This is a genomic window from Pukyongiella litopenaei (assembly GCF_003008555.2).
GTDB lineage: Bacteria > Pseudomonadota > Alphaproteobacteria > Rhodobacterales > Rhodobacteraceae > Pukyongiella > Pukyongiella litopenaei.
Genome location: NZ_CP027665.1, coordinates 1,523,610 through 1,544,879, shown reverse-complemented (window position 1 = coordinate 1,544,879; position 21,270 = coordinate 1,523,610). Strand labels below are relative to the sequence as shown.

Genomic DNA, 21,270 nt, shown 5'->3' with positions numbered 1-21,270 from the left:
CTTTCCTCGCGTTCGGGGCTGTCCGGCGCCGGGACGATCTTCATGCCGGGTCTGCTGGGATCCGCGCGCGAACTGGGAAAGGGATTGGGATGAACATGGCGATCACCAGCGGCGTTGCACTGATGCCGTCCGCGTTCGAGGCTGGATTGGGTCAATGGTCGAGCGGGAACGGGACGCCGGGGTCCGACACCTATTCCGGCTCGACCAATGCGGCGTTTGTGCCGGCGGATCAGGATTTCGGTGGCTGCCTCGAGCTGCTGAAAGCCGAGGCCACGCAGAAGCTGCGGTTCATGCAGAAAACCCCGATCCTGCCGGGGTGCTACCTGCGCATCACCGCACGGGTGAAGGCGATGAGCGGCAACCTGCCATCGGTGCGCATTGCCGGCTGGGCGGGCAGGAGCAACGGCGCGCATCTGGGCGGCGTGGGCGAAACCGGCCCGTCGGTGGCGCTGTCGCGCTATGGCGAGGTGGTCCAAGTGTCGGCGATCGTGGGCACCGGAGCGCGGGCGGGCGTGGACATGGCGTGGGGCGTTGACGCCGATCATGGCCATTTCGGCCTGGATCTGACCGGCGACAGCGGCGGCGTGGTGCGGATCGACGATATCGAGATCAGGGATGTCACGAACGAGTTCATCCGCCAGATGATCAGCGTCATCGACGTGCGCGATTATGGCGCCCTGGGCGATGGCAGCACCGATGACAGCGCCGCATTCATCGCCGCGAACGCGGCCGCGAATGGGCGCACGCTGCTGGTGCCGCGCGGAACCTACAGGCTGAACAGGGACGTGACCATCGACGTGCCGGTGCGGTTCGAGGGCAAGGTCGTCATGCCGACCGCCAGGATGCTGCTGCTGACGGGCAGCTTCGATTATGCCACCTATGCGGAGGCCTTCAAGGATGAGGAACTGGCGTTCCGGAAGGCCTTTCAGGCGTTGCTGAACAACTCCGACCACGAATCGCTGGATCTGTGCGGCCGAAAGATCACCGTGACCGGCCCGATCGACATGCAGGCGGCGGTGCCGAACAAGACCAGCTATGCCACGCGCCGGGTGATCCGCAACGGGCAGCTGGTCGCGGCCTCCTCTTCGAACTGGTCCGTCAACTCGGTCAAGTCCTACGCCACCTACAACCCGTCGGATTCCAGGAAGCTGACCGCGGTGAACAACGCGGCCAATATCCAGGTTGGCGCGCAGGTCACCGGATCGGGCGTCGGACGCGAGATCTATGTGAAATCGGTCAATGTCGGCGCCGGAGAGGTTACGCTGAACGCGCCTCTTTATGATGCGGCCGGACGGCAGAACTTCAATTTCCGAAACTTCCAATACATGCTCGATTTCAGGGGTTTCAGCAGCCTGTCGAAATTCGTGATCGCGGATGTCGAACTGCAGTGCCAGGGCTACGCCAGCGGCATCCGGCTGGCCCGCGGCGGGTCGATTTTCCACCTGCGCGACTGTTTCATCAACCGGCCCAAGAGCCGTGGGGTGACCTCGATCGGAAGCGGGTGTCAGGGGATGCTGATCGACCGCTGCCAGTTCCTGTCGGACGAGGATGCCAAGGATGTGTCGCAACGGGTAACAGTCGCGATCAACGCCAATTCCAACGATGTGAAGCTGCGCAATTGCCGCGCCACCCGGTTCAGGCATTTCGCGTTGCTGGCCGGTGGCAACAGTGTCGTGATCGGCAACCATTTCTTCCAGGGCGACAGCGTTGCCAACGGGGTTCGCAGCGCCGGGCTGATCATTGCCGCGAACCACACTAGCGCCACCATCACCGGCAACTATATCGACAACTGTTTCATCGAGTGGACCAATGAACGCGACGCGACCCCGCGTTTCACTTCGGGCTATTCGTTCAGCGCCATGAACATCACCGACAACATCTTTCTGTCGGGGGATGTGGCGCCGTGGTTCAGCTATATCGTGGTCAAGCCGCATGGCACGGGCCATTACCTGAACGGTGTCAACATCAGCGGCAACCGGTTCCGCAGCATCAATGGCAATATCGACCGGGTGGAGCGGGTGGATACCTCGTTTGCCGATCTGGATTATTCGAAATTCAAGAACGTGACCTTCACCGGCAATTCGTTTCACGCGGTGGACCAGCAGGCGGCCAACCCGCTGCGGGTCGAACACGGGCAGAACAGCAACGCCGTGGTCTGGAGCATCGGAACCGATAACCGGTTGCCCTTCGGTGCGCAGGCGCGTCACGTCGAATCGATTGTCGCGCGGGGCGCGATCAAGGACGCGAACGGGTCGCGGAACCACGACATGCCCTATGCCGACCCCGGCAAGGGAGCGGCGAAAGACAAGGTCAACCTCGTCTGGGCCAGGGCCGTCAGGGGCAAGGTCCTGGTCACGGTGCGGATCGACGACGACTGAGGCGGCATCCCGTGGCGGCGGATCAGAACCGCCGCCACAGGTCCAGTGACAGGCCCACGGCCTCCGGTGTGACCGATTTCGCCTCGAGCCCGAGCACGAAGGTGAGGCCCGGATACCAGTCGAACATCAGCGCCGGCCTCAGCGTCCATTCCACCGGCTGGCCCCGCGTCTGATATGTTTCGAGCCGGACCAGCGGCTTGAAACGGGGGCCGGATGACATGCCCAGTGTCGCATCGAGCTTGAACACCGGGTCGGACAGGCCGGCGCGCCGTTCCGCGGCGAGATCAAAGGCGAACCAGCCGCCGCCCCACGGGATCTCGAACCCCCGGCCGAGAGCCAGCGTGGCCTTGTACATGGGATGAAACTCGGGCGTTTCGCCGAGGTAATATTCGAGGTGATGGACGCCGGCGCCGATTTCGGCGGCGAGTTTGGTTTGTTCCCAGGGCGATGGCAGCGGCAGGCGGGCAAAGGCCAGCGCGTGCCCGACCAGTTGCGGCTTTTCGTTGACATCGAGCCCCAGCGTCAGCCGCGGCCAGGCACCGTATTCGGCGTAGAGCCGGTATTCCTGTTCCAGCACATAGCGGTTGCCAAAGGCGCTACCGCCCAGCGACAGGAAGGTTTTCCCCTGCTCTTGCAGCCAGGCGCCGGCATCGGCGCGGCCGGCCGGGGCGAGGCAGGCCAGAGTGAGGCAGGCCAGCAGGATGGCAGACAGGCGGCGCATGATTCCTCCTCTGCCGCGCATGGTTTCGCGTCAGGGTTAACGGGGCGTTACTATCGGTGGGCCGCGTCGTTTTGGGCGTTGCGCCGGGTCCGGTTGCCGCTAATCTGGTCGCGAACCGGGGAGCGGCCGTTTGGGACAGGTCATCACGATTGCGCAGCAGAAAGGCGGCGCCGGCAAGACCACGCTGGCGGTGAACCTTGCGGTCGGGTTCGCGCGCGAAGGCCGATCCGCCGCTCTGGTGGATACCGACCCGCAGGGCAGCGCCGGGCGCTGGTTCATGGCGCGGCTCGACGGCGGCATCGACGGTGCCGAGATCGAGTTTTCGACGGCGTCGGCCTGGGGCGTGCCCTATGAGAGCCGCAAGCTGGCCGGGCGCCATGACGTGGTCATCATCGACACCCCGCCCAAGGCGGACAGCGATCTGCGCCCCGCGCTGAAAGCGGCGGACCTGGTGCTGGTGCCGGTGGCCTCGTCGCATGTTGATCTGTGGGCGGTCGAGGCGGTGCTGGATCTCGCTGCGCGCGAACAGGTCCCGGCGGTGCTGGTGATGACCCGCGCGCGGTCCGGCACGCGGCTGGGTGCCGACGTGGCCGCAAGGCTGGCAGAGATGGAGGCCGGCCGGCTGGATGCGACCATGGCCAACCGGGTGATCTATGCCGAGACGCTGGGGCAGGGGCGCGCGGCGCAGGAGACGCCCAGGAACCCGGCCCATGACGAAGTCGCGCAGCTGGTGCAGGAAGTCGGCGCAATGCTTGCGCGGTTGTGATACGTTCGACCAAAGACAATGGGAGGTCCCGATGCTGACGATATCCGCTGACAACAACGTACAGACGGTCATCACCACGTTCGAGATGACGCCGGGCACCTGTCAGGATCTGCTGGACGCGCTGACCGATGCCTACGCGTCCTTCATTTCAAAACAGCCGGGGTTTTTGGGCGCGGTGCTGCATGTGAACGATGCCCAGACGCGGATCGCCAACTATTCCCAGTGGAAGCGGCGCGAGGATTTCCAGGCGATGCTGCGCAGCGATGAGATGCGCGCCCGCAACCGTGAGATTGCCGGGCTTTGCAAGAGCTTCGAGCCGGTCATGTACGATGTGGCGGCCAGTTTCAGCTCCGATAGCTGACATGGATCATGGTCCGGGCCGCCGGGCCGGGGCAGACTTGACCGGAGCTGACGGAGGCCAAGGCAATGTATCACAACATTCTCGTCCCGATCTCGTTCGACACCGAACGCGATGTCACCGGATCACTGAAACTGGCGCGGCTGCTTGCCACGTCCGAGGCAAGGATCACCCTTCTGCATGTGGTCGAGGCGATCCCCACCTATGCGATGACCTATATGCCGACCGATTACCTGATCGAGGCGCGCAAGGCCACGGAGCGCGAGCTGGCAAAGCTCGCCGCCGAACTGCCGAACGCACAGGCGGTGGTGATCGAGGGGCATTCGGGCCGGTCGATCCTCGATTGGGCCGAACAGAACGGGCCGGACCTGATCATCATCGCGTCGCATCGCCCCGGCATGCAGGACCTGCTGCTGGGGTCGACCGCGGCCCAGGTTGTGCGTCACGCGGCCTGCGCGGTGCATGTGGTCCGCTAGGGCGGTGCGTGGCTCCGTTAACCGCATGTTCGTATTCATGCGGGCAAGATGGAAAATGACAGGGGCGGGAGGATGATCGGGATGCCCAGGATTTCGGTACTGTTCGCGGCGGTGATGTTGCTGCTGGTTCCGGCCGCCGGTCCGGTGGCGGCGCAGCAGGTCGTGGGCAGCTACATCGCCTATATCGGCGAGGACGACCTGTTCAATTCGAAGGGCGTGCGCCTGGATGCGCCATGGCAGGTTCTGCGGCAGGACCGGGCCAATTACCACCGGTTCGGCATCCGCCAGTTCGGCGATGAGGGCGACGGTTTCTTTGCCGATGCGGGCAATCGCGCCAAGATGGAGCGCATGCTGATGAACGGGCGGATGGACCCGGCGGCGGCGCGGCTCATCCTTCGCGGTGGCGCGATGGTGCTGGTTACGCTGTACGGATCGGGGGCGCGGGCCGATTATATCGAGGTGACGGTGGCCAGGTGACCGGCACCGCCCTGTTTCGCGGTCCTCCGGGGATCGACCGGACGCGACAGCTTGTCCTGCCGTTGCCGCGCAGGCCGGAAACCGGCTAGCCGCGCAGGGTCAGGAAGTACCACAGCCAGGCGGGCAGTTCGCGCAGCCGGCTCTTGAGCAACCGCAATCTGGGGGCTCCGGCGGGCGCGGGGCAGGACAGGGTTGCGCAAAGGCCCAGCCGCCGGGCGGCCAGGCGCGCACGTGGCGCATGGTAGCGGTCGGTGACGATCACGGCGCCCGCGATCCCGAGACGGTCGAGGATCGGCCGCGCATTGCGCAGGTTGCCGGCGGTGTTGGCCGACCGGTCCTCGAGATGAACCATCGCGTCGGGCAGGCCCGATGCGCGGCAGATCCGGCGGATTGCCTCGGCCTCGGTCGGGGCGTGGTCGCCCGGCCCGCCGCAGCCGATGATCGCCCCCACTTTGCCTGCGTGGAACAGGGCGATCGCGTGGGCCGTCCGGCGGCACAGGGCGGGGGACGGGCTCCCGTCGGGGCGGACCGCGGCGCCCAGCACCAGCGCCGCCGGCAAGCCCCTGTCATGATTGCCCCTGTCCGCCATGCCCCCAGTCTAGGCGGCGGCGGTCAGAGGCACCAGATCTGGGGCGCCAGATCGGGGGCGCCAGAACGGGGGGCCAGATTGGGGGCCTGACGGTTCGGTTGCAGTTGCGCGCGCGCGCCTTGCTGCCTAGCGTGGCCGCATGACGCATGCGCAGATCCATGACAGCGGTTACTCCTGGCTCCGGCTGGCGATCACGTTGCTGATCGCCTCGGTGGCCAATGTGGGCATGTGGGCGGTGATCGTGATCCTGCCCGCGGTCGAGGCCGAGTTCGGGGCGGGCCGGGCCGAGGCATCGCTGCCCTATACGCTGACCATGGTCGGGTTCGCGCTGGGCAACCTGCTGATCGGGCGGGTGGTGGACCGGTTCGGGGTGACGCTGGCGCTGATCGGTGCCGCCATGCTGAGCGCGGCCTGCTACGGGCTGGCGGTCCTGGCGCCGTCGATCCTGGTGCTGTCGCTGGTCCATCTGGGGCTGGGGATCGGCACCGGGGTCGGTTTCGGTCCGCTGATCGCCGATATCTCGCACTGGTTCCTGCGCCGGCGCGGTATCGCGGTCGCGTTGGTGGCGAGCGGCAACTACCTGTCCGGGGCGATCTGGCCGATGCTGCTGGCGGGCCTGCTGGCCGAGAGCGGCTGGCGGCAGGTCTACCTGGTGCTGGCGGTGGTGACGCTGGCGGCGCTGGTGCCGCTGTCGCTGCTGCTGCGGCGGCGGGTGCCTCCCGAGGCCCATGGGGTGGCCGAGGCGGCATCGGCCGGCAACCGCCGCAGCACCGGGCTGTCGCCGCGGGCGCTGCAATGGCTGCTGGGGCTGGCGGGCATCGCCTGCTGCGTGGCGATGTCGATGCCGCAGGTGCATATCGTCGCCTATTGCGTCGGGCTGGGCTATGGGCCCGCCGTGGGCGCCGAGATGCTGTCGCTGATGCTGCTGGGCGGGGTGGTGAGCCGGGTGATCTCGGGGCTGGTGGCCGATCGGCTGGGCGGCGTGGCGACGCTGCTGGCGGGATCGGTGCTGCAATGTATCGCGCTGTTTCTCTACCTGCCATGGGACGGGATGGTGCCGCTCTACCTAGTCAGCGCCGTGTTCGGGTTGTCGCAGGGCGGGATCGTGCCCTCCTATGCGCTGGTGGTGCGCGAATTCATGCCCGCCCGCGAAGCCGGCGCGCGGGTGGGGTTCGTGATGATGATGACCATTGTCGGGATGGCGCTGGGCGGCTGGCTGTCGGGCTGGATCTATGACCTGAGCGGCAGTTACCAGCTGGCCTTTGTCAACGGGATCGCGTGGAACGGCCTGAATATCGCCATCGTTGCGATGCTGATGCTGCGGGCGCGCCCGCGCCGGGTGGCCACGGCCTGACCCCGGTTGCGCGGCGCCGGTGCATGTGGCCGGCGGCGGGAGCCTCCGGCGGGGATATTTACGGCAAGAGGAAGGGGGCGGTCACTGCCCGGCCAGGTGTGTTTCGCCGCGCGCGCGGGCCAGCGCGATCTGTTTCTGCCGTTCGCGGAAGCGGGCCTTGTCGGTCTCGCTGGTTTCGCCGATGCACAGGTGGCAGGAAACGCCCTGTTCGTATTCCGGGCGGGCCGTGTCCGCGGGCAGGATCGGCCGGCGGCAGCCATGGCACAGCAGATGCGGCCCCCGGCGCAGGCCGTGGCCGACGCTGACGCGGTTGTCGAACACGAAGCAGTCGCCCTGCCAGGCGCTGTCGGTTTCGGGGATTTCCTCGAGATAGCGCAGGATGCCGCCCTTGAGGTGGAACACGTCCTCGACCCCCTGGCCCAGCAGGTAGTTGGTGGATTTCTCGCAGCGGATGCCCCCGGTGCAGAACATGGCGATCCGCTTGTTGTGGAACCTGTCGCGGTTCCTTTCCCACCAGGCGGGGAAGTCGCGGAAGCTCTCGGTCTGCGGGTCGACGGCGCCTTGGAAGGTGCCGATGGCGATTTCGTAGTCGTTGCGGGTGTCGATCACCGCGACATCGGGCTGGCGGATCAGGTCGTTCCAATCGGCGGGGTCGACATAGTGGCCGGTGCCGGCGCGCGGATCCACCTGCGGCTGGCCCATGGTGACGATTTCGCGTTTCAGCCGCACCTTGAGGCGTGGAAAGGGCGGGGCGTCGCTGGTGGCCTCTTTCCAGTCCAGCCCGGCGCAACCCGGCAGGGCGCGGATATGGGCCAGAACCGCGTCGATCCCGGCCCTCGGCCCGGCGATGGTGCCGTTGATGCCTTCGCGGGCCAGCAGCAGGGTGCCTTTCACGTTGCGGGCGGCGCACAGGGTTTCGAGCGCCGGTTTCAGTGCGGCGGGGTCGTCGAACCGGGTGAAGTGGTAGAGGGCGGCGATGACATGCATGGCCGCGATCTAAGCGCGGGCGGGCGAACCCGCAAGGGCCGGATTGACGCGGCCGCGCGCGCCGCCTACCCCTGAGGCGCAGCAAGGAGACGCCCATGACCCAGGCCCTGATCGTGATCGACATGCAGAACGATTTCTGCCCCGGCGGCGCGTTGGCGGTGCCCGGCGGCGATGAGATCGTGGATGGCATCAACGCGCTGATGGACGGTTTCGACACCGTGATCCTGACCCAGGACTGGCACCCGGCGGGGCATTCGTCCTTTGCCTCGTCGCATCCGGGAAAGGCGCCCTACGACACGGTCGGGATGAGCTATGGCACCCAGGTGCTGTGGCCCGATCACTGTGTCCAGGGCAGCGATGGCGCGGCGTTTCACCCGCGCCTGCGGCTGGACGGGGACCTGATCCTCCGCAAGGGGTTCCGCCCCGGCATCGACAGCTATTCCGCCTTTTTCGAGAATGACCAGACGACGCCCACCGGGCTGGAAGGTTACCTGCGCACGCGCGCGATCGACGCACTGATGCTGGTCGGGCTGGCCACCGATTTCTGCGTGCATTTCTCGGCGGTTGACGCGGCGCGGCTCGGGTTCGCGGTGACCGTGCGCGAGGATCTCTGCCGTGCGATCGACCTGGACGGATCGCTGGCGGCGGCGCGCGATGCGATGCGGCAGGCCGGAGTTTCGCTGGCCTGAGCGCCGGTGGCAATTTGTTAACCCGGCATGGCCTAAGCTCGGCCCGGATGCGTAGCCGGTCCGGGGTAGATCATGTCGCAGCAAGCCACGGCAGAAGCCGAACAGCTTGTCGAACAGCTGGAAGAGCATGAGGACCGGTTCAGCCGCCGTGGCCTGCTGATCCGCTATGCCCGCGGCCGGGTGCGCCATTTCGCCAGCCGGCAGGTCATCACCTTCATCGGCGGTGCCGTGCTGTTTCTGACCAACGGGCCGATGAGCGGGCTGGCGGCGGTGCTGGTGGCGCTGGCCGGGGAAATCACCGACTGCGCCTATCTGCGGGGCATGAAACGCCGGCTCGATGCCGGGGCGCCGCGCCATCGCGAGGCGGCGATCAGCGCCGTGACCGCCGGGTTGCAGGCCTTTGCCATCGCCCTGTGCGTCAGCATGTCGTGGTATGGCGGCGTCAGCGGCGATTCGCCGTTGTTTGCGGTCGCCTTCCTGGCCGGGGCGGCGGTGAATGCCGGGCTGGTGATGCCGTTTCACCCCGCGGCCGCCTTTGCCCGCCTGTCGATCTATTCCGCCACCGCGCTGCTGTTCTTCGCCGGGGACTGGCTCGGCGGCAACAACCGCAGCGCGGGGTTCGCCATGAACGCGATCGGGACGCTGACGCTGGGCATGATGGTGGCGACCTGCATCCATTCGGTGCAGCGCGGGTTCCGGCGCGACCGGCGCGATACCCGCGCGCTGCTGGCGCTGAGCCGGGAACTGGTCGCGTCCAAGCAGGCGGCCGAGGAGGGCGCGCGCGCCAAGGCCGAATTCCTGGCCACCATGAGCCATGAAATCCGGACACCGATGAACGGCGTGATCGGGATGGCCGATCTCTTGTGTGAAACCGACCTGGACAGCGGCCAGCGCCAGAACGCGGAAACCATCCGAAGCTCGGCCGGATCGCTGTTGCGCATCCTCAACGACGTGCTCGACCTGTCGCGGCTCGATGCAGGACGGATGGAGCTGAACCCGACCGATTTCGACCTGCGCGCCTGCATCGCCGACGCGGTGCGCCTGTTTGATCCGCAGGCGGCGCGCAAGGGGCTGTCGCTGGACCTGGACCTGCCGACCGGGCTGCCCGCGCATGTGCGTGCCGATGACGGGCGGTTGCGGCAGATCCTGGTCAACCTGGTCGGCAACGCGGTCAAGTTCACCGAGACCGGCGGGGTCCGGATACAGGTACATCTGCGGCAGGAAAACGGGGCCGAGCTGCTTGACGTCGCGGTGTCGGATACCGGGATCGGCATCGAGGCCGGCAAGATCGGCCGCGTCTTCGAGCGGTTTTCCCAGGCCGAGGCCAGCACCACGCGCCGGTTCGGCGGCACCGGGCTGGGCCTGACCATATCGCGCCTGCTGGCCGAGGCGATGGGCGGCACCATCACCGTGCAATCGGCGCCGGGGCGCGGGTCGTGTTTCACCCTGACTGTGCCGGTTGGCCGCTGCGCGGGGCCGGCGCGGCCTGCCGGGCGCGGCGATCAGCCGGACCTGCCCGCCGGCCTACGCGTGCTCGTGGCCGAGGACAACCGGGTGAACCGGTTGCTGGTCAAGAAATTCCTGGCCAGCCAGCCGCTGGAGCTTGAATTTGCCCATGACGGGCTGCAGGCCGTCGAAAAGGCGCTCTGCGCGCCGCCGGACGTGATCTTCATGGATATGTCGATGCCGGGTATCGACGGGCCCGAGGCCGCGCGGCGCATCCGGGCGGCGCCGGTGCGGCAGCCGGTGATCATCGCGCTGACCGCCAACGCGTTCGATTCGGATCGCAACGCCTGCCTGGCCGCCGGGATGGAAGGGTTCCTGACCAAACCGGTGTCGCGCGCCGATCTGGTTGCGGCGATCGCCCGTTACGCCGCCGGCCGCGGATGTTGCGCGGCGGGTTGATTTTGCATGGTTTTCGGCTTCGCGCTAACGTATCAGGCGGAAACCGAACCATCGAGGCCGCGCCGTGGATATTGCAACCCGCGTCTACAATCACAAATGGAAGATCGATCCGATCATCCGGTCGCTGATCGACACCGATTTCTACAAGCTGCTGATGTGCCAGTCCGTGTTTCGCAACCGGCCGGACACGCGGGTGACCTTTTCGCTGATCAACCGGACCGGCACGGTGCCTCTGGCGAGGCTGGTCGACGAGGGCGAACTGCGCGAACAGCTCGATCACATCCGGTCGCTGTCGCTGTCGCGCGGCGAAAGCACCTGGCTGCGCGGCAACACCTTCTACGGCAAACGCCAGATGTTCCGCCCCGATTTCATGGAGTGGTTCGAGGGGCTGCGCCTGCCGCCCTACCATCTCGAACGCCGGGGCGACCAGTATGAACTGACCTTCGAAGGCGCCTGGCCCGAGGTGATGCTGTGGGAAATCCCCGCGCTGGCGGTGCTGATGGAACTGCGGTCGCGCGCGGTGCTGCATGATATGCGCCGGTTCGAACTCAAGGTGCTCTATGCCCGCGCGATGACCCGCGTCTGGGAAAAGATCGAACGCCTGCGCGAGATCGACCGGCTGGGCATCGCCGATTTCGGCACCCGGCGGCGCCATTCCTTCCTGTGGCAGGACTGGTGCGTGCAGGCGATGATCGAGGGGCTGGGCGACAAGTTCGTGGGCACGTCGAACTGCCTGATCGCCATGCGCCGCGAGGTCGAGGCGATCGGCACCAACGCCCATGAACTGCCGATGGTCTACAGCGCGCTGGCCGAAACCGACACCGCGCTGGCCCGCGCGCCCTACGAGGTGCTGTCGGACTGGCATGACGAACATGACGGCAACCTGCGCATCATCCTGCCCGATACCTACGGCACCCGGGGGTTCCTGGAAAACGCGCCCGACTGGCTGGCCGGCTGGACCGGCATCCGCGTCGACAGCGGCGATCCGGCCGAGGGCGCCGAGATCGCGATCGACTGGTGGCGGTCCCGCGGCGAGGACCCAAGGAAGAAACGGATCATCTTCTCGGACGGGCTGGACGTGGATACGATCGAGGATCTGCACACGCGTTTTGCCGGCCGCGCGCTGATCTCGTTTGGCTGGGGCACGCTGCTGACCAACGATTTTCGCGGCCTGGTGCCGGGCGATGCGCTCGCGCCGTTCAGCCTCGTGTGCAAGGCGGTGGCGGCGGACGGGCATCCGACGGTGAAACTGTCCGACAACCCGGAAAAGGCGATGGGCCCGCCGGACGAGATCGACCGCTACAAGCGCGTGTTCGGCGTCGGCGATCAGCAGCCGCGCGCCGTGGTGGTCTGACCGGCCTCACTCCCAGAGATCGGTGGACAGGTATTTCAGGCCGCTGTCGCAGATGATGATGGCCACCACGCCGCCGCGTTCCGGCCCCTCCAGCAGCTGCAGCGCGGCGGCCAGGTTGGCGCCGGAGGAAAACCCGGCAAAGATACCGGCCTCGCGCGCCAGGGCGCGGGCCGCGTCGCGCGCCTGGTCCCCGGTCACCGACAGGTAGCCGTCCACCGGCGCCTCCGCCAGCAATGCCAGGTCCTTCATGCCATAGCCGCCGCCCTGGATCGGGTGGCCGGGCACGTGCAGGTCCGCCCCGGCCAGCACCGCCGCGCCCTCGGGTTCGACCAGGTAGCCGCGCAATGCCGGGTCATGCGCCTTCAGGGCCCGCACGCAGCCGGCATAGGTGCCGCCCGACCCGGCGAAATCCGCGAATGCGGTCAGCGTGCCCTCCGAATCCGCCCATAATTCCGGCCCGGTGGTGTCGAAATGCGCGCCGGCATTGCCCGGATGGCGGAACTGGTCGGCCCGGAACGCGCGCCGCGCCCGCGTCAATCGCTGCGCCTCGGCCTCGACGCGGTCCAGGTCGGCCCCCGACACCTGCCCCGGCACGCCGCCCGGCGCCTGGTCCACCAGCACGACCTCGGCCCCCAGCGCCGCCATCATCCGCGCCCGTTCCGCGGAGTTGCCACGGCTCATCACCGCCACGAACGGGTGCCCCATCTGCCCGCAGACAATCGCCAGCCCGGTGCCCATGTTGCCGCTGGTCAGTTCCACCACCGTCTGCCCCGGCACCAGGGCGCCCGATGCCCTTGCTGCGCGGATGATGCCCAGCGCGGCGCGATCCTTCTTGGAAAAGCCGGGGTTGAGATAATCCAGCTTGGCCAGGATCCGCCCCTGCAGCCCGCGCGCCGCCACCATCCCGTCCAGCCAGACCGACGGCGTGGTCCCGATTGCCCCGAGTATCGATGCCAGCGCCATCGCTCACCTCTTCATCTTGCCCGGAAAACTCCGGGGGTCCGGGGGCTGGCCCCCGGTCAGCCGGTCCAGTCCAGCACCACCTTGCCGGAATTGCCGGACCGCATCGCCGAAAACCCGGCCTCGAAGTCGTCGATCCCGAACCGGTGGGTGATCACGCCCGACACGTCCAATCCGTTCTGCAGCATCGCGATCATCTTGTACCAGGTCTCGAATATCTCGCGGCCATAGACGCCCTTGATCGTGATCGCCTTGAACACGATGCGCGACCAGTCGACCGGGGATTTGCCCGGCGGAATGCCCAGCAGCGCGATGCGCCCGCCCATCACCAGGGTCTCGACCATCTGGTCCAGCGCCGCCTGGTTGCCGGACATCTCCAGCCCCACGTCGAACCCTTCGCGCATCTTCAGCGCGCCCTCGACCTCGCGCAGTTCCTGCCGTGCCACGTTCACCGGCACCACGTCCACCACCTTTGCGGCCAGGTCCAGCCGCTGCTGGTTCACATCCGTGATCACCACATGGCGCGCGCCCACATGCCGGGCCACGGCTGCGGCCATGATCCCGATCGGCCCGGCGCCGGTGATCAGCACGTCCTCGCCCACCAGGTCGAAGCTCAGCGCGGTATGCACCGCGTTGCCCAGCGGGTCGAGTATGGCGCCGATATCGTCGGGGATATCGTCGGGCAGCGGCACCACGTTGAAGGCGGGCAGGCGCAGATATTCGGCAAAGGCGCCCTGTTCGTTGACCCCGATACCGCGGGTTTCCGGGTCGAGGTGAAACTTGCCCGCGCGGCTCTGGCGCGACTGTTTGCCGATCAGGTGGCCTTCGCCGGAACAGCGCTGGCCCACCCGCAGGTCCTCGACATTGCGCCCGACCTCGACGATCTCCCCGGCGAATTCATGGCCGGTGATCAGGGGCACCGGGACGGTTTTCCGCGCCCAGTCGTCCCAGTTCCAGATATGCACGTCGGTGCCGCAGATGCCGGTCTTGTTGATCCGGATCAGCACATCGTCGGGGCCGATTTCCGGCACCGGGGCGCGGGTCATCCACAGGCCCGGTTCGGGTTTCGATTTCTCCAGCGCCTTCATCGTGTTCGGGTTCATGCCAATACCCCCACCGCCTTGCCCGCCGTCTCGAACGCCGCCAGCGCCCGGTCCAGGTCGTCGCGGGTGAGCGCCGCGTTCATCTGGGTGCGGATGCGGGCCTGCCCGCGCGGCACCACCGGAAAGAAGAAGCCCGAGACATAGACCCCCTCGTCGAACAGCCGGGCCGCCATGTCCTGCGCCAGTTGCGCCTCGCCCAGCATGACCGGCACGATCGGATGTTCGCCCGACAGCAGGTCAAAGCCCAGCCGTTCGAGCCCCGCCCGCCAGTAGGCGGCGTTGTCGAACAGCCGCGCGCGCAGGCCGTCCCCCGCTTCGACCAGCCGGATCGCCTCGAGCCCGGCGGCGACGATTGCGGGCGGCAGCGAATTGGAGAACAGGTAGGGCCGCGCCCGCTGCCGCAACAGGTCGATCACCGGCTGCGGCCCCGCGGTATAGCCGCCGATCGCCCCGCCCAGCGCCTTGCCCAGCGTGCCGGTCAGGATGTCGGCCCGCACCCCGAAATGCGCGGGCGTGCCCTTGCCCTTCGGCCCCATGAAGCCGGTGGCGTGGCAATCATCCACCATCAGCACCGCGTCGTAGCGGTCGGCCAACGCCCGGATCTCGGGCAGGTTCGCAAGGTAACCGTCCATGCTGAACACGCCGTCGGTGGCGATCATGACATGGCGGGCGCCGTCACTGCGCGCCGCTTCCAGCTGCGCGGCCAGGTCGTCCATGTCCGAATTGGCATAGCGATAGCGTTTCGCCTTGCACAGCCGGATGCCGTCGATGATCGAGGCATGGTTCAGCGCGTCCGACACGATGGCGTCCTCGGGGCCCAGCAGGGGTTCGAACAGCCCGCCATTGGCGTCGAAACAGGCGGCGAACAGGATCGCGTCATCCATGCCCAGGAACGCGGCCAGCCGCTGTTCCAGCTGCCGGTGGATGTCCTGGGTGCCGCAGATGAACCGGACGCTGGCCATGCCGAAGCCCTTGGGTTCCATCGCGTCCCGCGCCGCCGCGATCAGGTCGGGGTGGTCGGCCAGCCCCAGGTAGTTGTTGGCGCACAGGTTGATCACCTGCCGGCCGCCCACGGTGATCTCGCCCCCCTGCGGCGACGTGATCATCCGTTCACGCTTGGTCAGCCCCTCGGCGTCGATCTGCGCCAGCGTTCCGGTCAGGTGATCGAGAAAGGTTTGCGACATGACGGCGGCTCCTCTGCTGGGCCCTTTCTAACATAACAGATAGGTTTCCGCTATAGAGGATTTCACCGAAGTGGGACGGGAGGGCCCGCCTATGGCGCGGTCACCACCAGAAAGGCACGCGCGGCCCCGTCGAGCGCGCGGATCGAATGGGCGATATCGGCGGCATAGCGGGCCACGTCGCCGGCCCCGACCCGCTGTTCGGCCTGCCCCGAGGCAACGGTCAGGGTGCCGTCGATCACCGCCAGCTGCTCGGCGGCGCCGCGCCCGTGGGGCTGGCTGATCAGCGCGCCGCCGGGGGCAAAGACCAGCTCATACAATTCGTGCCGGCCCGCATCCTCGGGGGGCGACAGGATGCGGACGCGCACGCCGTGGCCCAGGTTGTCGATTTCGGGCACCTCGTCGGCCCGCAGCACCTCGACCCGGTCGCCTTCCTGCCCGGTATCGAGCAGCCCGGCGAAATCGACCTGCAACGCACGGGTCAGGTTCCACAGCGTCGCGATGGTGGGGCTCGATTCGCCGCGTTCGATCTGGCTGACCATCGACCGCGAGACGCCCGAGAGATTGGCCACCGCTTCGAGCGACAGGCCCTGCGCCTGCCGCGCCGCCCTGAGCCGCGCGGGCAGGCGGTTCAGGATATCGTCCTGCGTTTCCGTCATAACGGATTTCTGCGCATGTGACGTGACGCTGTCAACGGCAAAGGCGCTTTGCGCTGGCATCCCCCCGGGGCTGGGCGCATAGTCCGCGCGACCAGACATAATGAGGAAAATCATGACCGATATCGTTCTTCTCGACGGCGCGCGCACGGCCATCGGCACCTTTGGCGGATCGCTGGCGGGTACCGCGCCCATCGACCTGGCGACGGTGGCAACCAAGGCGGCGCTGGAGCGGTCGGGGGTCGAGGGCGGACAGGTCGGCCATGTGGTGTTCGGTCATGTGATCAACACCGAACCGCGCGACATGTATCTGTCCCGCGTTGCCGCGATGCAGGCGGGTATCCCGCAGGAAACCCCGGCGATGAACGTCAACCGGCTGTGCGGATCGGGGGCGCAGGCGATCGTGTCGGCGGTGCAGGCGCTGATGCTGGGCGATGCCGATTTCGCGCTGGCCGGCGGGGCCGAGGCGATGTCGCGCAGCCCGTTCATCATGCCGCAGGCGCGCTGGGGGCAGAAAATGGGCGATGCCGCATCGCTCGACATGATGCTGGGCGCGCTGAACTGCCCGTTCGGCACCGGCCACATGGGCGTGACAGCGGAAAACGTCGCCGCCGAACACGGGATCACCCGTGCGGCGCAGGACGAATTCGCGCTGACCAGCCAGACCCGTGCGGCGGCCGCGATCGAGGCCGGGCATTTCGACAGCCAGATCGTTCCGGTGCAGGTCAAGATCCGCCGCGATGTCGTCGATTTCAAGGTCGACGAACACCCCAAGGCCACCACCGCCGAGGCGCTGGCCGGGCTGCGCACGGTGTTCCAGAAGGACGGCACCGTGACGGCGGGCAATGCCAGCGGCATCAATGACGGCGCGGCGGCGCTGGTGCTGGCGCGTGCCGATGCGGCGGAAAAGGCGGGTCTGAAACCCAAGGCCCGCGTGCTGGGCTATGCCCATGCCGGCGTGCGCCCCGAGGTGATGGGCATCGGCCCGGTTCCGGCGGTGCGCAACCTGCTGGAGCGCACCGGACTGTCGGTGGGCGATTTCGACGTGATCGAAAGCAACGAGGCCTTTGCCGCGCAGGCGCTGGCGGTGAATGCCGAACTCGGGCTCGACCCGGCAAAGGTCAACCCCAATGGCGGCGCCATCGCGCTGGGCCACCCGGTCGGCGCCACCGGCGCGATCATCACCGTCAAGACGCTCTATGAACTGGAACGCATTGGCGGCTCAAAAGGGCTGATCACCATGTGCATCGGCGGTGGCCAGGGTATCGCGCTGGCCATCGAGCGCATGTGATCAAAGGACCGTATGGCTGAGGCACTGCATGAACGGCTGAAGGCGCAGGCGCGGGCAGAAGGTTTCATCGCCGCCCGCATCTGCCGTCCCTGGGACGTTCCGAAAGTGCCCGAACGGCTGGCCGCGTTTCTCGATGCGGGGCGGCATGGCCAGATGGGCTGGATGGCCGAACGCAGCCATTGGCGCAGCGATCCCGCCGCGCTGTGGCCGCAGGCGCGCAGCGTGATCATGCTGGCCGAAAGCTATGCGCCGGACCATGACCCGCTGGCGGTGCTGGGCCAGCCCGACCGCGGCGCGATTTCGGTCTATGCGCAGAACCGCGACTATCACGACCTGGTCAAGAAACGCCTGAAGCGGCTGGCCCGCTGGCTGATCGAGGCCGCCCGCAAGGGCGGCTGCCGGGATGAGCAGACCGGCAAATGGGTGCGGCTGGATGGCGGCGACCCGCAGGACGCACCCGAGGTCAAGGTGTTCGTCGACACCGCCCCGGTGCCGGAAAAGCCGCTGGGCCAGGCCGCCGGTCTGGGTTGGCAGGGCAAGCACACCAACCTGGTCAGCCGCGACTGGGGCAGCTGGGCCTTCATCGGGTCGGTGTTCACCACGCTCGACCTGCCCGCCGATGCGCCGGAACGCGACCATTGCGGCAACTGCCGGGCCTGTCTCGACATCTGCCCGACCGATGCCTTTCCGGCGCCCTACCAGCTGGATGCGCGGCGCTGTATTTCCTACCTGACCATCGAACACAAGGGGCCGGTCGACGAAGAGTTGCGGGCGCGCCTGGGCAACCGCATCTATGGCTGCGACGATTGCCTGGCGGTGTGCCCGTGGAACAAGTTCGCGGCGGCGGCCAGCGACATCCGCTATGCCGCGCGCGACGATCTGCGGGCGCCAAAACTGGCCGACCTGGCGGCGCTCGACGATGCCGGGTTCCGGGCGCTGTTCTCGGGCTCTCCGATCAAGCGGATCGGGCGCGACCGTTTCGTGCGCAACGTTCTCTACGCGATCGGCAATTCGGGGGATCGGGGCCTGCGCGCGGCGGCGCGGGCGCTGATCGACGACCCGGATCCGGCGGTGGCCGACGCGGCGCGCTGGGCCGTGGCGCGGTTGCCGGGCTAGGGGGGCGGGCATGGCGCTGTTGCTGGGGGTCGATACGGGCGGAACCTATACCGACGCGGTGCTGATCCGCGATGAAACGCAGGTGGTCGCCAGCGCCAAGGCGCTGACCACGCGGGCGGACCTGGCGGTCGGGATCGGCGCGGCGGTCGGTTCGGTGCTGGAACGCTCGGGCGTGCGGCCGGGCGAGGTCGCGCTGGTGTCGCTGTCCACGACGCTGGCCACCAACGCGCTGGTCGAGGGCCATGGCGGCCGCGTGGCGCTGGTCTATGTGGGCTTTCCGGCCTCCGATCTCGACCGCCACGGCCTGTCCGAGGCGCTGAACGGCGACCCGGTGGCGGTGCTGGCGGGCGGGCATGGCCATGACGGGGCCGAGGCGGCGGCGCTGGACGAAGCCGCGCTGGCCGGTTTCGTCGAGACCCACGGCACGGGTGTGACCGGCTTTGCGGTGGCGTCGCGCTTTGCCACCCGAAACCCGGCCCATGAACGGCGGGCGGCGCAGATGATCGCCGAGGCCAGCGGAGCGCCGGTGACCTGCTCCCACCAGCTCTCGGCGCGGCTGAACGGGCCGAAACGGGCGCTGACCGCGGTGCTGAACGCGCGGCTGGTGGGCATGATCGACCGGCTGATCGCACGGGCGCAATCGGTGTTGGACGGGCTTGGCCTGACCGCGCCGCTGATGGTGGTGCGCGGCGACGGGGCGCTGATGTCGGCGGAACAGGCGCGCGCGCGACCCATCGAGACCATCCTCAGCGGACCGGCGGCCTCGATCGTCGGCGCGCGCTGGCTGACCGGGGCGCAGGATGCGCTGGTTTCCGATATCGGCGGCACCACGACCGACGTGGCGATCCTGCGCGGCGGCCGGCCCGCCATCGACCCCGACGGCGCTCGCGTCGGCGGGTTTCGCACCATGGTCGAGGCGGTGGCGATGCGCACCACCGGTCTGGGCGGTGACAGCGAGGTTCACCCGCGCAGCGAAGGTCTGGCGGGGGGCGTGACGCTCGGGCCGCGCCGGCTGGTGCCGGTGGCGCTGATCGCCGCCGAGGCGCCGGAGGCCGTGCATCGGGCGCTGGACCGGCAGTTGCGGTCGGTGACGCCGGGGGAAATGGATGCGCGGTTCCTGCGTGCGGTGCCGGGGATACCGGCATCCGGGCTCGATGATCGGGCCGCGGCGCTGCTGGCGCGGATCGGCGACGCGGTGCAACCGCTGGGGGCGGTGCTGGGGTCGCGGATGGATCGAACCGCCCTGCGGCGGCTGTCGGAACGGGGGCTGGTGCAGCTGGCCGGGGTGACGCCGACCGACGCGGCGCATGTGCTCGGGGTCCAGACCGGCTGGGATGCCGGGGCGGCGGACAAGGCGCTGGCGCTGATGGCGCGCAAGCGTATCGGCAGCGGCGACAGGCTGGCGCCCGACGCGGCATCGCTGGCACGCGTGATCGCCGCGCAGCTGACCGACCAGACCGTCCAGGCGCTGCTCGAGGCCGCGCTCGCCGGTGAGGGCGCGGATCTGGCCGCCGATCTCGCCACCCATCCGCTGTTGCAGCGCGGGCTGGACGGGCATCGCGGGCTGCTGGCGCTGGATGCGGCGGTGAATGTCGACGTGGTGGGGCTGGGGGCATCGGCCCCGACCTGGTACCCGGCGGTGGGCGACAGGCTGCGCGCGCGGATGGTGCTGCCCGAACATGCCGGCGTGGCCAATGCGATCGGCGCGGTGGCGGGGCGCATCGCGGTGCGCCGGTCGGGCACCGTCACCGCACCGGCGGCGGGGCGGTATCGCGCCCACCTGACCGGCGGGCCCGAGGATTTCGCCGACCCGGAGGCCGCCCTGGCGCGGCTGGAGGCGGAATTGCGCAACCGGGCCGAAGCCGCCGCGCGCGGCGCCGGGGCCGACGAGATCGAGCTGCATGTCACCCGCGACATCCGCACCGCCACCGTCGAGGCGCGTGGCGTTTTCGTCGAGGCGCAGGTCACCGCCGAGGCCAGCGGCCGCCCCCGCATCGCGTTGGGCTGAGCGCGGGCCTGTCCCCGTCTCAGTATTGCGGCGGCGGTGGCAGGCTGTCGCAGGCCACCTGTGCGGCGCGGCCAAAGGTCAGCCCGTCCAGCACGGCCCGCTGGCCGCAAAAGACCATCTTGCAATCATGGCCCGCATCGCCCAGGCGAATGCCGCTCTCCGGCGTGATCCTGAATTCCAGGCGGCACGGGCGTCCGAACTCGTCGCTCTCGTGGACCCAGCCCCCTTCGGTCGGATGCGCGATGCCGCTCACGCCGCAGGAATGCCCGCCGCCCTGCCAGCTTTCCAGCGAAAACCGCGCCCTGCCATCGGCACCCACATGGAACCGGAATTCGTCGCCCTCGGTCTTGTAGCAATAGCCGGTGTTCCCGGCCGGTGCCGGTGCCGTGCCGGTGTCGCAGCCACGGTCCGACAGCTGCCAGCCGGGGCCGCCGACATCGTCGAGCCGCCAGAACCCGTCCTCGACGATGAAATCGAAGTGAATCTGCGCGGGCTCGCCGAAGCTGGAGAACCGCGCGGTCACGCGCTGCCGCGTCGCATCGCCGGTCGCGGCGGTGGCCAGGGTGCGGGCGATCTCGGCGGCATCGTAATCGTTGCCGGGGATCTCGAACCCGGGTTCGAAACAGGCGGCGGCGAGGTTCTGGCCGTTCCCGGTCATGATGTCATTGGCATCGTAGAGCCGCACCAGCCGCTGCGACAGGTAGGTCCGGCGCTGTTCGGGCGTGGTGAGATGATGCAGCCCCCTGGCCTGCCTGTCGGGCGGCCGCGCCAGCGAGGTGTAGATCCAGCGCACGAGGTCCTCGGGGCTCTGCGCCCATGCGGGCCAGGCCAGGCACAGCGCCAATGCCGTCGCGAACCATCTTGCCATCATCCCCGTCCCTTTCCGCTTTGCTGCATCCTA

General features: G+C 68.2%; 20 protein-coding genes. 12 read left to right on the top strand and 8 right to left on the bottom strand.

Features of this window, described 5'->3' with window-relative positions; genetic code table 11:
• Window positions 1-89: 89 nt before the first annotated feature.
• Entirely contained in the window at window positions 90-2,378 is a 2,289-nt protein-coding gene (locus C6Y53_RS07820) for a glycosyl hydrolase family 28-related protein (protein WP_106471922.1), read from the top strand.
• A gap of 22 nt (window positions 2,379-2,400) precedes the next feature.
• Here C6Y53_RS07820 and C6Y53_RS07815 read toward each other — a convergent pair whose 3' ends face one another.
• On the bottom strand, window positions 2,401-3,099 hold the full coding sequence (locus tag C6Y53_RS07815) for a hypothetical protein (protein WP_106471921.1): 699 nt from the start codon (window positions 3,097-3,099) through the stop codon (window positions 2,401-2,403).
• Window positions 3,100-3,229: 130 nt separating this feature from the next.
• On the opposite strand from C6Y53_RS07815, the gene parA reads away from it, so the two are divergent.
• The 4 genes from parA to C6Y53_RS07795 all read left to right on the top strand — a co-directional run bounded on the left by parA (window position 3,230) and on the right by C6Y53_RS07795 (window position 5,176).
• Window positions 3,230-3,865, top strand: coding sequence for a ParA family partition ATPase (parA, locus tag C6Y53_RS07810; RefSeq protein ID WP_106471920.1), 636 nt, complete (start codon window positions 3,230-3,232; stop codon window positions 3,863-3,865).
• Window positions 3,866-3,896: 31 nt separating this feature from the next.
• Window positions 3,897-4,226: an antibiotic biosynthesis monooxygenase family protein gene (locus C6Y53_RS07805; protein ID WP_106471919.1), complete on the top strand. Its 330-nt coding sequence runs from the start codon at window positions 3,897-3,899 to the stop codon at window positions 4,224-4,226.
• 65 nt (window positions 4,227-4,291) lie between these two features.
• On the top strand, window positions 4,292-4,699 hold the full coding sequence (locus C6Y53_RS07800) for a universal stress protein (RefSeq protein WP_106471918.1): 408 nt from the start codon (window positions 4,292-4,294) through the stop codon (window positions 4,697-4,699).
• A gap of 81 nt (window positions 4,700-4,780) precedes the next feature.
• On the top strand, window positions 4,781-5,176 hold the full coding sequence (locus C6Y53_RS07795; RefSeq protein ID WP_106474006.1) for a hypothetical protein: 396 nt from the start codon (window positions 4,781-4,783) through the stop codon (window positions 5,174-5,176).
• Window positions 5,177-5,261: 85 nt separating this feature from the next.
• On the opposite strand, the gene C6Y53_RS07790 is transcribed toward C6Y53_RS07795, so the two are convergent.
• Window positions 5,262-5,735: a YdcF family protein gene (locus C6Y53_RS07790; RefSeq protein ID WP_106474005.1), complete on the bottom strand. Its 474-nt coding sequence runs from the start codon at window positions 5,733-5,735 to the stop codon at window positions 5,262-5,264.
• A gap of 169 nt (window positions 5,736-5,904) precedes the next feature.
• On the opposite strand from C6Y53_RS07790, the gene C6Y53_RS07785 reads away from it, so the two are divergent.
• Window positions 5,905-7,119, top strand: coding sequence for an MFS transporter (locus C6Y53_RS07785; RefSeq protein ID WP_106471917.1), 1,215 nt, complete (start codon window positions 5,905-5,907; stop codon window positions 7,117-7,119).
• An 81-nt stretch (window positions 7,120-7,200) separates the two neighbouring features.
• On the opposite strand, the gene trhO is transcribed toward C6Y53_RS07785, so the two are convergent.
• Entirely contained in the window at window positions 7,201-8,106 is a 906-nt protein-coding gene (trhO, locus tag C6Y53_RS07780) for an oxygen-dependent tRNA uridine(34) hydroxylase TrhO (protein ID WP_106471916.1), read from the bottom strand.
• 95 nt (window positions 8,107-8,201) lie between these two features.
• Here trhO and pncA point away from each other — a divergent pair, with 95 nt between their 5' ends.
• From pncA to pncB, 3 genes are all read left to right on the top strand, one after another.
• Window positions 8,202-8,795, top strand: coding sequence for a bifunctional nicotinamidase/pyrazinamidase (gene pncA / locus C6Y53_RS07775; protein WP_106471915.1), 594 nt, complete (start codon window positions 8,202-8,204; stop codon window positions 8,793-8,795).
• 72 nt (window positions 8,796-8,867) lie between these two features.
• On the top strand, window positions 8,868-10,700 hold the full coding sequence (locus tag C6Y53_RS07770; protein ID WP_106471914.1) for an ATP-binding protein: 1,833 nt from the start codon (window positions 8,868-8,870) through the stop codon (window positions 10,698-10,700).
• A gap of 64 nt (window positions 10,701-10,764) precedes the next feature.
• Window positions 10,765-12,054 (top strand): nicotinate phosphoribosyltransferase, encoded by a 1,290-nt coding sequence (gene pncB, locus C6Y53_RS07765; protein WP_106471913.1) that lies wholly within the window; start codon window positions 10,765-10,767, stop codon window positions 12,052-12,054.
• 6 nt (window positions 12,055-12,060) lie between these two features.
• Here the strand turns inward: pncB and C6Y53_RS07760 are convergent, their stop codons facing one another.
• The 4 genes from C6Y53_RS07760 to C6Y53_RS07745 form a co-directional block, all read right to left on the bottom strand.
• A complete protein-coding gene (locus C6Y53_RS07760; RefSeq protein ID WP_106471912.1) occupies window positions 12,061-13,017 on the bottom strand; it encodes a PLP-dependent cysteine synthase family protein in 957 nt (318 codons plus the stop codon).
• Between the two features lie 56 nt (window positions 13,018-13,073).
• Window positions 13,074-14,117, bottom strand: coding sequence for an L-threonine 3-dehydrogenase (gene tdh / locus C6Y53_RS07755; RefSeq protein ID WP_211299493.1), 1,044 nt, complete (start codon window positions 14,115-14,117; stop codon window positions 13,074-13,076).
• Complete coding sequence (locus tag C6Y53_RS07750) at window positions 14,114-15,301, bottom strand: glycine C-acetyltransferase (protein ID WP_106471911.1); 1,188 nt, start codon at window positions 15,299-15,301, stop codon at window positions 14,114-14,116. Before C6Y53_RS07750 ends, tdh begins: the two co-directional genes overlap by 4 nt.
• An 89-nt stretch (window positions 15,302-15,390) precedes the next feature.
• Window positions 15,391-15,957: a helix-turn-helix domain-containing protein gene (locus C6Y53_RS07745; protein ID WP_106471910.1), complete on the bottom strand. Its 567-nt coding sequence runs from the start codon at window positions 15,955-15,957 to the stop codon at window positions 15,391-15,393.
• A gap of 112 nt (window positions 15,958-16,069) precedes the next feature.
• Here C6Y53_RS07745 and C6Y53_RS07740 point away from each other — a divergent pair, with 112 nt between their 5' ends.
• The 3 genes from C6Y53_RS07740 to C6Y53_RS07730 are packed head-to-tail and all read left to right on the top strand — an operon-like array spanning window position 16,070 to window position 20,369.
• On the top strand, window positions 16,070-17,245 hold the full coding sequence (locus C6Y53_RS07740; RefSeq protein WP_106471909.1) for an acetyl-CoA C-acyltransferase family protein: 1,176 nt from the start codon (window positions 16,070-16,072) through the stop codon (window positions 17,243-17,245).
• Between the two features lie 12 nt (window positions 17,246-17,257).
• Window positions 17,258-18,361 carry a tRNA epoxyqueuosine(34) reductase QueG gene (gene queG / locus C6Y53_RS07735; RefSeq protein ID WP_106471908.1) on the top strand — a complete coding sequence of 368 codons (1,104 nt, stop codon included), beginning with the start codon at window positions 17,258-17,260 and terminating at the stop codon, window positions 18,359-18,361.
• A 10-nt stretch (window positions 18,362-18,371) separates the two neighbouring features.
• Complete coding sequence (locus C6Y53_RS07730; RefSeq protein ID WP_106471907.1) at window positions 18,372-20,369, top strand: hydantoinase/oxoprolinase N-terminal domain-containing protein; 1,998 nt, start codon at window positions 18,372-18,374, stop codon at window positions 20,367-20,369.
• A 19-nt stretch (window positions 20,370-20,388) separates the two neighbouring features.
• Here the strand turns inward: C6Y53_RS07730 and C6Y53_RS07725 are convergent, their stop codons facing one another.
• Window positions 20,389-21,237: a hypothetical protein gene (locus tag C6Y53_RS07725; protein ID WP_149615499.1), complete on the bottom strand. Its 849-nt coding sequence runs from the start codon at window positions 21,235-21,237 to the stop codon at window positions 20,389-20,391.
• Between the last annotated feature and the right edge of the window lie 33 nt (window positions 21,238-21,270).